This is a genomic window from Faecalimicrobium sp. JNUCC 81 (genome assembly GCF_053667625.1).
In genome coordinates this window covers 573,067-590,417 of record NZ_CM132203.1, presented here as the reverse complement: position 1 = coordinate 590,417, position 17,351 = coordinate 573,067, and the positions used below count along the sequence as shown (strand labels likewise).

The window sequence follows — 17,351 nt, the reverse complement described above, 5'->3', positions numbered from 1 at the left end:
CATCATTCGTACTTGTACGAATGATGCTTTTTAATTTTTTATCTTTTTAACCTTTTTCTTATTAAATCAGTTATTATTTTTACTTCCTCAACCTTTAATATTACAACTAGTATTGCATACACTATTACTCCAACAAATATTGCTCCAAATAGGCTTACTACATTAGATACAAAACCTGCTCCTAATAAAGAAGCCAGTATTTTATTAGTTATTAATGCAGCTAATCCCATAATAATTGATGCAATAAGCGACTTAATAGTAGACTTAATTATTTTATCTTGTCCAAAATAACCTATTCTTTTTTTCAAGCTATTAAATAATAAGAAAGTACATATAAGTGCTGATATACTTGTTGCAAAAGCAAGTCCTGCATGACCCATAAATTTTACTATTATTAAGTTAAGTACTATATTCATAATCATTGCAATTGCTCCATTTATCATAGGAGTTTTTGTATCTTGAAGTGAATAAAATACTTTACCTAATATATCTCTAAGACCAAATGCAACCATACCTATTGAATAAAATACAAGAGCTATTGAAGTCATAGCAGTCGCTCTTTCGTCAAATGCTCCTCTTTCAAATAAGAGCTTAACAATAGGCGTTGAAAGAACCATCGCTCCCACAGATATAGGAACTACTAATAAAACAACACTATTTACACTACTTACCACTGACTCTGTAAACTTTTCATTATCTTTTTGTGATGATAATTTAGAAAGCATAGGATATATAACAGCCCCTAAAGTTGCTATAAATAATCCCATAACAAATCCATTTAATCTATTTGCATAGTTAAGTGCAGATATACTACCTTCTACTAATGTTGATGCTAGAGTTCTATCTACTACAGCATTCATCTGATTAACAAACACTCCAATAAATACCGGACCTACTAGCCATATCATCTTTTTAACATATTCATCTTTTAAATTAAGTATCGGTTTATATTTATAACCTTTTTTATATGCAAAAGGTATTTGGAATAAAAACTGACTAGCCATAGCTAGCAGAGTACCTATTGCTAATACATATATATTAGTTTTTATACTTATTATTATAGACGCTATAATTATTATATTAAAAGGTATACCGACAAGACCTGGTATAATAAAATCTTCTTTTATTTGAAGATATGAAGTCATAATTTTTGTAATAGCTAAAAATAGTCCTCCAAACATCATTATTCTAGTAAACTCCACTGCTAGCCTAAATTGTTCTGCTTCAAATCCAATTGCAAATAATTTAACCAATGGTTCAGTAAATATCATTCCAAGTATTGCCATAAAACTTCCTAATGCTAAGACTATATTTAAAGTGTTATTAATAAACTTTATCCCTTTTTCTTCTCCACCTAATGTTCTATTTTCATAATACAAAGGTATAAAAGTTGTTGCAAGGCCTGTCCCTATTACTGAAAATAGAGTTATAGGTATATTCATAGCAGTTATATAAACATCACTATAAGAAGTTGCTCCATAAGTAGCACCTAAAACCAACTCTCTACCAAATCCTAGACATTTAGATAGCATTGTAACTACCATAAGTCCAATTGTTGCTTTAGCTACTTTACTCATGTAATCCTCCCTTGTAGATGTCAGTTTCATCCTTTGCAATATTTTCCCAAGAGAAATTATTTGCAACATATTCTACTAATTTAGCTTTAATATAATCCTCATCTAAAGTATTGCATACTTTTTGAGCAAATCTCATCTCAAAATTCTCTCCATCATCTACAAGATATTCTTCACTTTCTATAGCTTCACAAATTCCACCTACATTACTAGCTACAACTCGGATTCCACAAGCATTTGCCTCTACTATAACTAAACCAAATCCTTCATTTCTACTTGGAGTCACCATAATATCCATTACATTCATATAGTTTCTAACTTCATCTACACTAGCATTTCCAGTAAAAACAACATCTATATTTTTTTCTTTAGATTTATTCATCATAGATGACTTTAATTCACCATCACCTACAACTAAAAAGCTTATATCTAACTCATTTTTATTATTTCTTATATTTTCAAATATTTCTATCAACTTATCTGCTCTTTTAATTTTATTTAAATTACCAACAAAACCTATTACAGTCTTCTTTAAATTTAATTTTTCTTTTATAATATCTTTTTCTTTTCTATCTATTGGATAGAATTTATCTATATTTACTCCATTTTTAGTTATAATGTAGTTTTCTTTTTCATATCCAAGGTTTTTGGCATCTAAGTATAGTTTATTACTTACAAATATATTTTTATAAGCATTATTCATTACTTCTAATACTTGATTTTTTATATGAGGATTTTTAACTGGCATAGTATGCACATCACTACCATGATAAGTTACTATATATGGCTTATTAAATAGCTTATTTATAAAATAAGCTATTCTACCATGGGGATAACCCCAGTGAGCACTTACTAAGTCGTATTTTTTAATATCATATTTATTTCTCATAAGCATTGGTAAGTAATTAAACTTATCTAAATTAATTTTTTCAATAAACTTATTTATTAATCCTACCTTTATATAAATCTTTTTATATATTAAACCTTCATGAATAAATTCATCTGCTCCCATAGTTCTTATTTCTCTATTTTTAAGTTTTTTTAGTAACTTCATAAGACCTGAATCTACAAACTGTATGCAGTAGATTTCGTAATCTTTTACTTCATCACTTTTTACAATTTCTTTTAGCTTTTCATGGGTTGCAGTAAATAATCCTTTTCTATTATTTTCATTCATATTTACTAAATATAAAACCTTCATAAACTTACCTTCCCGAATATATCTCATAGTACGTTTTAGCAATATTTTCCCATACAAATGACTGTCTTATTTCACCTTCTAAGTTTTCTAAATTAATTTTAGAATCTATTATAACTTTAACTTTTTCAACTATCTCATCTACATCATCGTACTTAACACTAAAACCTACTTCACCCTCTTTAAAATATCCATCAAATCCTTGATTTCTTGTATATATAACAGGCAATCCTTGACTTATAGCTTCTATATAGACAAGACCAAAAGTCTCATACTTTGAAGGCATTATAAATATATCACTATTTCTATATAAATTTATTATTTCTTCTTTATTCATAAACCCATGTAGCTTAATCATATCTTTGTACTCATTATTTGATGCTTCTTTTATTCTATCTAACTCCGGCCCATTTCCTACTATATCTAAAGTAGATTTATGCCCTAATTCATTTAGCTTTTTGACAACTTTCATAGATGTATCTAAATTTTTATTTTTATCTAATTTTCCTACATATATTAACTTTATATCATCTTTATTTATAGGTTTAGATTTCATATTTAGATTATCAAACCAAAACTTATCTATACCATTTGGAATTACTACTGATTTTTCTTCTATAGATTTTTTTAGTTCCTCTGGAATATATGTATTAATTACATGTTCTTTATATCTTGATGAAATAAAGATAACTTGTTTAGCATTTTCAAGAATTTTTACACCTATTCTTCTTAAATGTGGCATCTTCTTAAAAAACGTATTAACATCAGTATTTCTTACTGCAACTATATAATCAACATTTTTTTCCTTCTTTAATTTATACGAAACATATCCATTTACAAATAAAGAATGGGCATGTGATATATCTATACTATCTAAATATATTTTATTTTGTATATCATTATATATTTTCTTATTCTTTAATCTAAAACTTACTCTATCAATTTTGTTAAAACATTTAGAGTAAATATATTTTGTCTCATCACTATTAGTTCCACTAAATTTATTAACTAAATCATCAGAATTAACTGGTATATAAACATCTTGTTTAATTCCCAGTTCTTCTAAGTTCTCTACTAAATTTCTATATAACTTAGAAGTTATATAATAGGAACATACATGTAATACTTTCATATCTTACCTCACTATAATCTCCAGTATATTAATCCTCTGTTTTGAGCTTCTTTTTTATCATACATTCCTTTTATATCTATTAATACTTTGCTTCCCTCAGTAAACATAGACTCTATATTATCTAAAGTAATGCTTTTAAGCTCATTATGAGAAACAGCTGTAACTACTGCATCTACATCTTTTAATTCTTCTTTAGAATTAAGCTCTATACCATAATGTTCAAATGCTTCTTTTTCATCAGCTACAGGATCATATACTAAGATTTCTATTCCGTATTCTTTTAATTCTTCTATTATATCTATAACCTTTGTATTTCTAGTATCTGGACAGTTTTCTTTAAAAGTTAGTCCCATTATAGCAACCTTCGCACCTTTTATTTGTTTTTCAGCTTTTATAAGGCTTTTGATAGTATTTTCAGCTACATACTTAGCCATACCATCATTTATTTTTCTCCCTGCTAATATTATTTGAGAATGATACCCTAATTCCTCAGCTTTATATATAAAATAATATGGGTCAACTCCTATACAATGTCCTCCAACTAAACCTGGAGTAAAGTTTAAGAAGTTCCATTTTGTCCCAGCTGCTTTAAGCACTGCCTTAGTATCTATATCCATTTTGTTAAATACCATTGCTAATTCATTCATAAAAGCTATATTTATATCTCTTTGAGAGTTTTCTATAACCTTAGCAGCTTCAGCAACCTTTATACTTTCAGCTCTATATACACCAGCTTCTATAATTATTTCATAAACTTTTGCTACTGTATCTAAAGTTTCATCATCACAACCTGAAACTATCTTTACTATTGTAGTTAATCTATTTACTTTATCTCCTGGATTTATTCTCTCTGGAGAGTATCCTATCTTAAAGTCTTGTCCATATTTTAAACCTGATATTTTTTCAAGTATTGGAATACATATATCTTCAGTTGTACCTGGATAAACTGTTGATTCATATACTATTACAGATCCCTTTATAAGATTTCTAGCTACAGTTTCAGTCGCTCCTATAACTGGCTTTAAATCTGGAGTCTTATCACTATTTATCGGAGTTGGGACAGCTACTATATGAAACTTAGCTTCCTTTAATTTAGACTCATCACTTGTAAATTCAACAGTCGTATTTTTTAATGCTTCATCTCCAGCTTCTTTTGTTACATCAATACCATTTATATATGAATTAACCTTTTCTTCATTTATATCAAATCCTATCACATTAACATGTTTTGCAAATTCAACAGCTAATGGTATACCAACGTAACCTAGACCAACTACTGAAATTTTTTCATCCCTTTTTAATATATCATTATATAAATTCATGTTACTCCTCCAACGCTTTATGTTCTATTTATATATTATACCACTGTACAAATAAATTAGAATATTTCTTTAGAAATTAGTTGAAAACTGTAGATTTAACTTATCTAATACTATATAAGTATAAGCACTAGAAAAGCTTATATATTATCAAAAGGGGTATTTAAAATGGATTTAGTAATAACTAAAAATCCGTCAGGATTAAAAATGGCTGATAAATTTATCAGCCATTTTTATTTCTCTCATTTAAATTCCTATAAATATATTATATAATAGTTCCGTATGGGAGGAATTTTATGGGAAGCTTTAAAAAGACAAAAGACATTTTAGGTATAATTTTCGTTGGATTTATATTTCTAGCAATAATATTTGTGTTAACATTTATCTTTGGAGGGATACTTCTATCATTATTAGGATTTGAATATGATAGTTTAGCATCACTAGCTAAATTTTTTATTATATATGTTATTATAGGTTTACCATTAGATTTAGTAATAGAATGCTTTTTTAGAGTTTTACAAGATGTAAAAGGACTTACAAATGCTCAACATGATGCACTCTATTTTACTATAGATGTGCCTTTAAATATGATAGTAATCGGGATATTAGAATATACTATGGACGGTATTTCTTGTTCCATATTAACGGCATTTTTATTTTCAGCAATATTTTATTTATTCGGATTTTTCTTAGATAAAAAATTAAGAGATTAATAAAAGACAGTATAAACCTATACTGCCTTTTTGTTTTAAATTTCTTTATTTCCCTATTTCTACTATCTATTTAACATACTATCTAATTATTTTTTTTATTGATTCCCATACTTTAGAATTTACTCCGTATCCAATTTGTACTTTATTACGAATAAATTTATCATCAATTGAATTTAATGCTTCCTCTTGAGTTATATGTAATTCATCTGTAGCTAACACTATTGGTGATTCATCCATAGCAGCAATAACCCCAGCTGATAATGCATCTACTAATCCTTTATCATCAGACTTTGCAACAAATATAGAACGTGGACTCATCTTTGTTCCTCCGTAGAATTCTTTTATAACCTTAGCATTAGTTTCTTGTCTCCTTTGACCTGCTATTCTCTTAAATTCTCCTGTTAGTGCATCTTTTAATTGTTCTTCTACATTTAAAGAAACTTTAGCTTCTCCTCCAACTATAACAGCATCTTGTGCATTTTCAAGCTCTAACCATTCAGTTTGAGCATCAGTTAAACCATTGTTACCAGCTAATATTATTGGATCTACTTGATTTCCATCAATATCATAATCTCCATCTTGTGCTGCAACTCCTGCTACAGACATAGCATCAGCTTCAGCATGGCCTCCTGTGACAAATACTCTATCTATTGAGTTATAATTAGCTATTTTTTTAGCTATTTTCAAAGAAGTTTCTTGTCTATTAGAACCAGCTATTCTTTCATTACTTATAAACTTAGCATCTAACTGCGCTTCTATATTTTTAGATAATACACTTTCTCCTCCAACTAAGTAAACTGTACCTTCATTATCCATAACCCTCTCTATTTCATCCATAACTTCTTTAGATATACCATTTTTATCAGTCAATAATACAGGAGCTTTTATAGCATTAGCAAATGGAGTAGCCGTTAATCCATCAGCTATAGCATAATCAGATACTAATACAACATTTTTAGCTTTAGTATCCCTACCAAAATGGCTAAAAACTAGATTACTTACCTCTATAGCAGTCTCTCTTCTATTCATACCAGCTAAAGTGAATATCTCTGGAACATCTGCTCGTAATGAACCTATTCTAATACCTGTCACACCAATTAATATTTTACCTAATGTCTCTATTTCTGATTCTGATCCTTTCACTACTAAAGTTGTAGCTTCTTCACTTGGAAATTTAATAGTTAAGCTTAAACCATCAGCAGACATATCAATTTCTATGTTATTAGGACCATTCTCAACTGTATTATATCTATTTATAAATTTAATCAGTTCATTACCATATCCTGTAAATGTAGCTGCTTTTGGATTATATAAGTCAGAAGCTTTAAACTCATTTTCAACCCCCGAACTTATTGTTCTTCCATATAATTTAATACCTTCAGCAAAAGCTGGTGTAACTGAAGTCGCAACTGTAAAAGCTGCAATTGTCATTGCTATATTCTTTTTATTTAACATGATTCGTTACCTTCCTAACTATTTAATAAAATTTTTCTTATATATTTCACAAATTAATATTATTATATATAAAATATTTTTTCAACAATTTTCTATATTTTTCGACTTTTTTCTCACAAAAAAAGACTTGGCCATTTTACCAAGTCTTTTTACTCTATTTTATATTATTTTAAAAGCATCATACCTATTGAAAGTATTATAGCCGATGATATAAATATACATACTGCTATTTTAGTTACAAATTTTACCCAAGTACTATACTCTACCTTAGCAATTGTAAGTCCTCCCATAATAACACCTGATGTTGGAGTTATTAAATTTACTAAACCACTACCTGCACTTAATATAGATATAACTATTTCAGGAGAGAAGCCTAAACTCTTAGCTAATGGTCCAAATATTGGTATAGATAAACTAGCTAATCCTGAAGTTGAAGGAATTAAAAATGCTAAAGCAATATATATTAAAAATGCCATATTAGTAAATAGTATAGGTGACATGCCACTTAAAGTTTGAGATGCATGATTTAGTACATACGCATCAAGACCTGTATTTGACATTATAACAGATACACCTCTTGATATACCTATTATAAGTGCAACACCAACCATTTCAGATGCACCTTCTAAAATTCCAGATACTATTTCTTTTTCTTTAAGTCCATACACAATACCAATTATAATAGCCATTATAGTAAACCAAACAGCAAGTTCAGAAAACCACCAACTACCAAGAGGGCTTCCTGTTAATATATCTGTATTTTTAAATATGTCTATTCCAAATCTTTCCCATGGTATAACTCCAAATATCATAACTACAAAAGATAATCCAAATAACCATAATACAACTCTTCTTCTTGGAGTAAATTCTAATGTATCTTCTTTATTGTCCATAAACATTTTTTCAGCTTCTTCATATTCTCTATTTGATAATATAGATGACGCTTTATTATTTTTAACCTTCTTAGCGTATCTAACTACAAAGTACATAGATATAAATAACGATGATAACCATAAAGCAACTCCAATACCTATAACTACAGCTTGATTTACAACAATTCCTGAAGTCTTTAGAGAATCTATACTAGTTGATATTAAAAATGGATTTACTGTAGAACCAAGTACCCCAGTACCTGCTCCAAGTAATATTGTAGCTACTGCTGTTAGTGAATCAAATCCTGCTGCCATCATCGTTGCAGTAATTAGTGCGTAAAATGCTAGAGTTTCTTCACTCATTCCGTAACTTGTGCCACCTAATGAGAAAACTATCATAAGTATAGGAATTAATAGAAGTTCTTTTCCATTAAGCTTTTTTACAATTGAACCTATACCAGCATCTAAGGCTCCTGTTTTGTTTACAACGCCTAAAAAACCACCCATTAAAAGTACGTATAAAGATATGTCTATTGCATCTTTTAGACCATTTATAGGTGACATTACTACGTCTGATAATGTTGCTGGCTTTACGTCTGGTAGAAATTGCGTCGCTATTGCTATTACAATTGTTATTAGTAGCAATATGCTATATGCTGTTGGGAGTGTAACGCTTTTTTTCTTAGTTTGTTTTTCCATGCTGTCCTCCATCTTCCTAAATTTGTTTGTATAGTTATATCACAAATTTTTCAAATTTTAAATATTTTTGTAATATTTACTAATTTTGTGATGTTTTTAGTTATTTTTTATAGCATAATTAGTATCTATAAGTTTAATATGTGCAAATTATAGAAAAATAAATAATAAAAATCCTAAGTAATTGAATTTTATAAAATCAATTACTTAGGATTTTTTAATTATTATATAAAACTTGATATATTTTTTAACTTATTACATATTAACTGTTCCAGTTTTTGGTTTCATATCACTATTAATACCTCTATTAAGCACATTATTTTTTATACTAATATCTTTTAATAAACCTGATTTTAAGCTTATATTTACATAACTTTGCTTTACTATATCTAACCAGTTAGATTTATCTGAACTTGATGGATGAGCTATATATATTATAAGCTTATTATTTTCTATCTCGCACTTAATAGAATCATAATTCTTTATTGATTCATCATCCGTAGTTCCATAGTTATATATCTTATTTAAAGATGACGTAGATGTACCTGCTTTTATTTCAATTTTATCCTTTATATCTTCCATAGAAGTAGCATCTAATATACTTGCATTATCTTCTATATTCTCATCAAAACTTAAGACAAACTTACTAGCATTAGATCCTTTTATTAATTCTGAAGATATTAATTCAGGTTCACTATTATCAGTTAAAGATACTGTAGTATTTAATTGATTTACAATATTACCAGATTCAAAAGTTAGACTACTAGTAACAAGACTTATTCCATCTTTAGTTACTTTAACAGTATCTGTTGGTAAAAGTGTTATAGTTATCTTATTTTTATCTAGTTCTATACTAGTTCTAGGATCTAATGATTTCCCATCAACTCTAAAGTTTGTATATGACTTACTACTTTGTATAAAAGTTTCTCCTACTGGAGCTACTATATTGAATTTATTTGCAATCTTTTCATCATTAGTTTGCTGAACATCTAAATTCTTACCCTCTCCCCTTACCAATAAAGAACTTGTAGTTATAAGATTATTGTTTATTCCATTTAAATCTGAAAATGCGCCTGATTCAAAACGTATCTTATACGAACCTAATTTTAGCTTTCCATCAAATATAGCACTACTATCATTGCTTGTCACAGTAAAACTTTTTCCATCTGAACTTAAAGCACCCATTATAGATGAACTTAACTTTATATCATCTTTAAATATTGAAACATTAGCAGAGTTCGGAGATGATTTTATTACTTCACTTAAAGTAACTTCTATCTTACTTCTATCTGTAGATAATCTAGTAGATGAAACTGTAGGAGCTGTTTTATCTTTTGTCATAGTTAAAGTTTTATAATTTTTTGATGATGATAGTTTAGTTGATGATCCCGTTTCGTCAACAAAAGCATAGTTTGAATTAAGGGTTAATTTTATATTTTGATTAGCTCCATTATTATACTTTAGCCCACTTAATTTTATATCATAAACATTACCATTAGCATTTACCTCTTTAGGGGCATTAGATATACTTAATACATTTATTCCTGTATTGGAAGTCGTTGTTGTATTATCTATCGTTACTATATTAGTAGCACTTCCTCCACTTGGAGTAAATCTATTTGATTTAAATTCAGAGTCATTTTTTAATTTTTTATTAAAAGTTAGACGTACAGTATCATCTAGAACATAATTTAAATTAGAAATAGCTAAATCTCCTACCTTGTGAACTTTTACAGATTTTGTAGTCTTTACCATTATATTTCCAACACTATCTTTTATATCTGCTATTTTAATACTTGCCGTAGAATCTATCGAAACTCCTGTAGCAGAGCGAGGGACTTCAAATTTATTTATAACTTTATTAGCATTTTGACTTGCTCCTATAGCATATCCATCAAATAGTATGTTTGATTTAGATATTTGAACACTTCCTATATTAAGAGCAATATTAGCATCTATAGTCTTAGCATCTATAGGTTCAGATAATTCAAATTCAAATCTATCAGTAGTAGAATTATATGCAACATTTACTGTAGGCGCCGTTCTATCATTGGCAACAAGTGTACCATTATAAGGTTTTAAAGCTACAGAGTTACTTGATATTCCATTTATATCTATAAGATAATTTCCTCTCATAGAATTATTAACTCCAAGAGTTATAGTTAATGTAGTTCTAGAACTATCTAATTTAGCATTAGCCCCATTTAAATTTACAGCATTACTTCCAGTTCCATTAGTTAAGCTAATTTTAGGCTTCAGGGTTCCATCTGAATTAATAATAGAGTCCTTATCTATAGAAGTATTAAATTTAATTTCTAAATTCTTAGCATTAGTAATCTTAACACTTGAAACAGTATTTAATTCATCAATATTTTTTTGAATCTCTTGTAATTCTTTAACTGGATTTGAGCTAACTTGACCTCCAACTTGTATTAAAGTATCAAACCTTTTTTTAGAAAATACTTCTTTTTGAGTATTACTTAGTTTATTTCCTACTATAGCAACTGGAGCATTATTCTTTGCAGCAACTGGCCCAACTGCCAAAGCGTCTATAAGCTTATTTCCATCTCTATGAGATATGCTGTCATTAGCAATATAAACTGTTTTTAAATTTTCAGAAGTATAAAACTTCTCTATTACTTTTGCATTTGTATCATTTCTATTATTTCCATATATTCTTTCATTGTTTGGTAGTTTATCTTTGATAGTGTCAGATATAACTGTCGTTCCACCTATAACATAAGATTTGTTTATATATTGTGATTTTATCCATGCATCTATTGTTTTTGGTATGCTTGTCCCTAGTGTAAATATTATTGGCATTTCATTTTTAGCTGCTGCTGCTCCTACAGATACTGCATCTGCTAAGCCTTTTTCTCCATTAACTACAGCTATTTAAGATACTCCATAAATTGAATCTATCTTTTGCGCTACTTTTAGAGAAGTTTCATATCTTGTATCCCCTTTTATCCTCTCTACGCTTATACTATTGGATTCTAGTTGCTTTTTTACATTATCACTAACAACAGCCTCTCCTCCAACTATATAAACTTTTTGTACTCCTAACCTTCTAAGTTCTGCTTTTGTGTCATAATTTAAATTATCTTTTTCAGTTAATAGTATTGGTGCATTTTTTAAATATACAAATGGTGTAGCAGATAAGGCATCTGGTATAGCCATTACGCTTATAAGAATTGCTTCTCTTGAATATGGCCATGACGATTTGCTAACTTCAATTGCCGTTTGGTATCATACAAAGTCTTATTAGTTGTAACTGCTGCATTTGATATTGGCATCATTCCAAATGATATTGCTACAGCAGTTAGGAATGCTATACTTGTATATCTTTTTTCATAAGTATCTTTTCCCCTTTTTTTAGTAATTATATGCTGTTAATTCATAATTAAATTGTATATTATCTTATACTCTATATCAATTTCTATATAGTTACAAAATAAGAGGCTATCTCTTATTTGAGATAGCCTCTTTAAAAATTATTTATTCAAATAATTTATTTATATCTTATAATCCTAAAGTTTTAGCTAATTTTTCTACTAATGATAACTTCACTCCGTTACCTAATTGAGTTACTTTAGCCCCAAATCTTACATTTTCTTCTACTACAGTTTCTTGTGCTGCTGATAATTTATCAGTAGCTAATAATATTGGTCCTTTTCCTGCTGCTAATGGTCCTGCTGCTAATGCATCAACTAATTGATCTTTCTTAGCCATACCATCTTTAGCTATGTATAAATTATTTATACCTTTTCCGTAGTATGTTTTTACAACGTTAGCATTAGTTTCAAATCTGTTAGTACCTTTAGTTCTAACAACTTCTTCATCAGAATCTAATTCTACTAATTTCTTTTCTAGGTCTGCAGGTACAGCAGTTTCTCCACCTATTATATCTATATTAGTATTTTTTACAAAATCTAAAGCGTCTTGAGAGAATCCATTGAATCCGTTTACTATTATTGGGGCAGTTCTATCAGCTGCATGAGCTGCTATACTCATAGCATCAGCTTCACCAGTTGCACCAACTACGAAAGTTCTATCTACAGAACCTTTATTTAAACCTTTAGCATCAAATATGTATTTAGCTACTGCTAAAGATGTTTCATGTCTATTTTCTCCAGATATTCTTGTTACATTGTCTTTATCCATTAATTTAGATAATTCAGTTTCTATAGACTTAGATATAACACTTTCTCCACCTACTAAGTAAACTTTTGGAGTTTTTCCAGCTTCTATCATTTCTTTTATTTGATCTAAAGTTGCTTGAGGTAAAGAACCTTTATCTGTTAATAATATAGAAGCTTCTGCTGCTTTAGCTAATGGAGTAGCTGCTAAACCATCAACTAATGCACTTGAGTTTACTAAAACTATATTATCTTTATTATTTTGTTTTGCTATTTCAACTGCAGTAGAGTATCTAGTGTTACCTGCTACTGTAGCTATTTTAGCATCACCGTTTAAAGCAGTCGCAAGTGAATCCATTTCTTTCTTTGTTTTATTTGTAACTTTTACTTCTCTTAAAGTTCCTTTTTCATCATTATATCTAACTTTAACTTGGTATAATTTAGTTGTTGGATCTTGTGCAACTGCAACTACATCTTTAGTTCCTGGAACAGTTTCTTCTAATCCATTTCTAACTACGTTACCTTGAGCTGTTAATCTATGTCCATCAAATAAGTCTGCTATTTTAGCAGTTTCAGCTATAGCATCTTTTACAGTAACTTTTGCAACAACTTTATTAGCATCACCAGTTACTATATCCGCTGCATCTGCTTCTGCAAATCTATCAAAAGTTGCATATGTAAGAGCTTCAGTCTTACCATCTGCTGCAACAGGCTTCTCTAAATTTATTTTATTTTGTCCTTTTTTAACTGTTACTGTTTTAACTTTCTTTGCATCTGCTTTATCAGTTACTGTTATAGTTACAATATCACCTTCACGTTTAGCATCTACTTTTGAATCTGCTACTTTCACAACTTTTTTAGCTTCTGTTACTAATTCAACTAATTCTGAAAGATTTGAGTATTTTTCTTTTTCTTCAGATATTATAGTTCCATCTTTAAGAACTTTGTGTCCTTCATCTAATATACTTACTACTAATTCTTTTTTAGCATCTGTTATTGCATCCACTATCTCTTGAACATCAGTTTCAAGGTCATATTCTTTAGCACCTATCTTAACAGAGTATACATTTTCTCCTGCTTTTTTATCACCATCACTGAAAACTATCTTAGATAATCTCTTTATTTCAGATATTAACTTAGACTTTTCACTTTTAGTGAATATATCTTTTTCTATTACTTTATATTCAGCAGCGAATGCTGGTGCTACTGAAGATGCAACTGTAACAGCTGCCATAGCTATTGCCATGCTTTTCTTTTTCATCATGTTTTCGTTCCTCCCAAATATTATAAATTGCATCCCTTATTTATGTATAATATTTCTCACAATATTAATTTTCGTATTTCTCACAAATTTATAATATTATATAAGAAACTTATTTTCAATAACTTTCCAGTAATTTTATTCATTTTTCGTTCGACTTTTATTGACTTATTATTACATTTTATGATATAATTTGTGTTTTTTTGTCGAATTACGTTTTCAATATTAAAGCTTTTGTTTTATTTTTACGTTTTTACTTTTACTTTTTGTCGAACCATGGTATAATTTGTATATACGTTAAAACATCCTTTTAGCGTATTTCTCACAAAAAAACCTTAGCTCTTCGGGCTAAGGTTTTTTAATTTATATTATTCATCATCTCTTCTACATTAAGTCCATTATTAAACATCATCATGATCATATCACTGTCACTTTTGTTTAATATTTTATCTATATTCATATTAACCTGTCTTGGGTCTACAACTTCCACTTGCTTAAATACATCTGAAAATAACCAAGTTAAAGGAGCTTGATAAGAGTCTCTTATTAACAATACCTTTTTATCTGTTATTGCTTTTTCATTAACTATTTTATAATAAGGTAAATTTCTAGTATACGAATCTTCATAATTTACATCTTTACCTTTGATTCCATTTGCTATTATATCATCTCGTTTGGATTCTTCAAACTTACCATCTTTCAACTCATAGTATTTATTATCGTATTCTCTATCCATATATACATATGGTATAGCTTCTTTAGTACTATATAACTTATACAGATTTCTATTATAGCTTCCTATAAAGTTCTTATTTTCCAAATAAGTTGTTTTATAATTATAATTTTTAAGATTTACATCTATTTCATTGTCTTTATTCAAATCTTCAATTAAGTATTTAAAAGCTTCGTATGCTCCTATAGAGTTCCAATGATGATCTGTTTTAAAATAAAATTTTTCTAGTTCCTTATGACTAAAATTATCTGCAAAGTATTTTCCAACATCTATGGTTTTAATATTATCTTTACTAAGCATTGATAATAGTAAATCATTATTTTCTATACCATAGCTTTTATCTATATACTTTGGATACATATAATCTAGTGTGTTTACTTTATGAGGTAGAGATACATAATATGTGTCTTTTCCTAATTGCTTAGCTTTTTTAGCTGCATCATTTATTAAGTCAGCAGCGCCTTTATAATCCTTTTCTGTCTTTTTATTTGTTGCAGTTCCACCTAATATCCATTTATCTTTTGTTATATAATGACCTTTAATATTTGATTTTTTGCTAAGCATTTGAAGTTTTGTATCTAGCTTTAATAATTTATCTCTACCTATAAATTGATCTGTATAGTATGTTTCATAAGTTGTTGTAAAGTTTTTTTCCTTTAGATTTTCTATTGTAGGTCTTTGCTGTAGATTCCTATTTTCAGCTTCACTAACTTCTTTATCTTTTTTTATAAAGTTTATAATACCAATTCCAAATACAATACTTAAAAATGGTACAATTAAATACATTGATTTTCTATTATTCATAAAGTCACCACCTAAAATCTAAAGTATAAAAATGGATTGTACGTAGAGTTTACCAATTTAAATATTACTATTAAAAATAGTATTGTTATTACCGCTGAATTAATTATATATACATAATCTTTTTCTAAGATTTCTTTATTTTTAATTTCTATTTTTGATTTGATGTATTTTACAATAGGCATACTAAATACAATTGACATTAGTATTACTATTAAGTAGTCATTTATATATGCTAAAGTTGAACCATCGTATAATTTATTACTCCCTACACCAAACATAGTTTTTATAAATGATATTGAATAACTAAAGCTATCTGCTCTAAAGAATATCCATCCTATCATAACTGCTATTAATAAATATATATGTCTTATAGGCTTTATTACTTTCTTAAGTACCTTTTCTTCTAAGAATGCTTTTTCAAGTCCTATTAATACTCCAAAGTATAATCCCCAAGCTATAAATGTCCAGCTTGCTCCATGCCAAAATCCAGTTAAAAACCATACTATAAATAAGTTTATATAAGTTCTTAATATACCTTTTCTACTTCCTCCTAATGGAAAATAAACATAATCTCTAAACCAAGAACCAAGTGATATATGCCATCTTCTCCAAAATTCAGATGCAGATGTTGATATATATGGATAGTTAAAGTTTTCTAAGAATTCAAATCCAAACATTTTTCCAAGTCCTATTGCCATATCTGAATATCCACTAAAATCAAAGAATATTTGTAGTGAATAGGCTATTATACCTAACCATGATGATACTATTGTTAGGTCATTACTGGCTGTGTTAAATACTGAGTCTGCTAACATTCCTAGAGAGTTAGATAGTATAACTTTTTTAGATAAACCTATTATAAATCTATTTACTCCGTCTGCAAATTTAGTTATTGTATGTTCTCTATATTCTATTTGCTCTGCTACTGTTTGATAACGCACTATTGGTCCTGCAACTAATTGTGGAAATAAACTTATATATAAAGATAAATTTAATATACTCTTTTGAACCTTTGCATCTTTTCTATATACATCTATTACATAACTCATAGCTTGGAATGTAAAAAATGATATTCCAAGAGGTAATGCTATTTGTGAAACTGGTATATTTACATTTAATAAACTATTTATATTGCTTACAAAAAATCCAGCGTATTTAAAAACTCCTAACATTGATATATTAAATACTATAGAAAGTATTAATCCTATTTTTCTTATTTTTTCTTTTTTTGTTTCTCCTACTAATAATCCACATAGGTAATTTATTAGTATTGATAGTAGCATTATTACTACATATGTGGGCTCACCCCATGCATAAAAAAATAAACTTGCTGCTAATAACAAGTAATTTCTATATTTACCTTTTGATACATAGTACATAGCTAGTATTATCGGGAAGAATACGAATAAAAAGACTAAACTACTAAAAACCATTATTTTTCGACCCCCTTTTACA

Annotated in this window: 12 protein-coding genes; 1 reads left to right on the top strand and 11 read right to left on the bottom strand. The window is 28.3% G+C overall.

Translation table 11 applies throughout. The features are described from left to right. Positions 1-38: 38 nt before the first annotated feature. The 4 genes from murJ to JNUCC81_RS02940 are packed head-to-tail and all read right to left on the bottom strand — an operon-like array spanning position 39 to position 5,226. Positions 39-1,577 carry a murein biosynthesis integral membrane protein MurJ gene (gene murJ, locus JNUCC81_RS02955; RefSeq protein WP_454095239.1) on the bottom strand — a complete coding sequence of 513 codons (1,539 nt, stop codon included), beginning with the start codon at positions 1,575-1,577 and terminating at the stop codon, positions 39-41. Continuing rightward, positions 1,570-2,775 carry a glycosyltransferase gene (locus tag JNUCC81_RS02950; protein WP_454095238.1) on the bottom strand — a complete coding sequence of 402 codons (1,206 nt, stop codon included), beginning with the start codon at positions 2,773-2,775 and terminating at the stop codon, positions 1,570-1,572. Before JNUCC81_RS02950 ends, murJ begins: the two co-directional genes overlap by 8 nt. A gap of 4 nt (positions 2,776-2,779) precedes the next feature. Further along, entirely contained in the window at positions 2,780-3,904 is a 1,125-nt protein-coding gene (locus JNUCC81_RS02945; RefSeq protein WP_454095237.1) for a glycosyltransferase family 4 protein, read from the bottom strand. Between the two features lie 11 nt (positions 3,905-3,915). Beyond that, on the bottom strand, positions 3,916-5,226 hold the full coding sequence (locus JNUCC81_RS02940; RefSeq protein WP_454095236.1) for a nucleotide sugar dehydrogenase: 1,311 nt from the start codon (positions 5,224-5,226) through the stop codon (positions 3,916-3,918). Between the two features lie 293 nt (positions 5,227-5,519). Here JNUCC81_RS02940 and JNUCC81_RS02935 point away from each other — a divergent pair, with 293 nt between their 5' ends. Beyond that, entirely contained in the window at positions 5,520-5,936 is a 417-nt protein-coding gene (locus JNUCC81_RS02935; RefSeq protein ID WP_454095235.1) for a YrvL family regulatory protein, read from the top strand. A 78-nt stretch (positions 5,937-6,014) separates the two neighbouring features. Here the strand turns inward: JNUCC81_RS02935 and JNUCC81_RS02930 are convergent, their stop codons facing one another. From JNUCC81_RS02930 to JNUCC81_RS02900, 7 genes are all read right to left on the bottom strand, one after another. Next, positions 6,015-7,391: a cell wall-binding repeat-containing protein gene (locus JNUCC81_RS02930; RefSeq protein ID WP_454095234.1), complete on the bottom strand. Its 1,377-nt coding sequence runs from the start codon at positions 7,389-7,391 to the stop codon at positions 6,015-6,017. Positions 7,392-7,555: 164 nt separating this feature from the next. After that, the gene (locus JNUCC81_RS02925; RefSeq protein ID WP_454095233.1) at positions 7,556-8,962 is read right to left on the bottom strand and encodes a YfcC family protein; all 1,407 of its coding nucleotides are present in this window, start codon (positions 8,960-8,962) and stop codon (positions 7,556-7,558) included. Positions 8,963-9,214: 252 nt separating this feature from the next. Then, positions 9,215-11,854, bottom strand: coding sequence for a cell wall-binding repeat-containing protein (locus tag JNUCC81_RS02920; RefSeq protein ID WP_454096367.1), 2,640 nt, complete (start codon positions 11,852-11,854; stop codon positions 9,215-9,217). Then, on the bottom strand, positions 11,855-12,139 hold the full coding sequence (locus JNUCC81_RS02915; protein WP_454095232.1) for a cell wall-binding repeat-containing protein: 285 nt from the start codon (positions 12,137-12,139) through the stop codon (positions 11,855-11,857). Positions 12,140-12,481: 342 nt separating this feature from the next. Beyond that, complete coding sequence (locus JNUCC81_RS02910) at positions 12,482-14,362, bottom strand: cell wall-binding repeat-containing protein (RefSeq protein WP_454095231.1); 1,881 nt, start codon at positions 14,360-14,362, stop codon at positions 12,482-12,484. Positions 14,363-14,717: 355 nt separating this feature from the next. Next, a complete protein-coding gene (locus JNUCC81_RS02905) occupies positions 14,718-15,896 on the bottom strand; it encodes an alginate O-acetyltransferase AlgX-related protein (RefSeq protein ID WP_454095230.1) in 1,179 nt (392 codons plus the stop codon). Positions 15,897-15,907: 11 nt separating this feature from the next. Further along, a complete protein-coding gene (locus tag JNUCC81_RS02900) occupies positions 15,908-17,329 on the bottom strand; it encodes an MBOAT family O-acyltransferase (RefSeq protein WP_454095229.1) in 1,422 nt (473 codons plus the stop codon). Positions 17,330-17,351 lie beyond the last annotated feature (22 nt).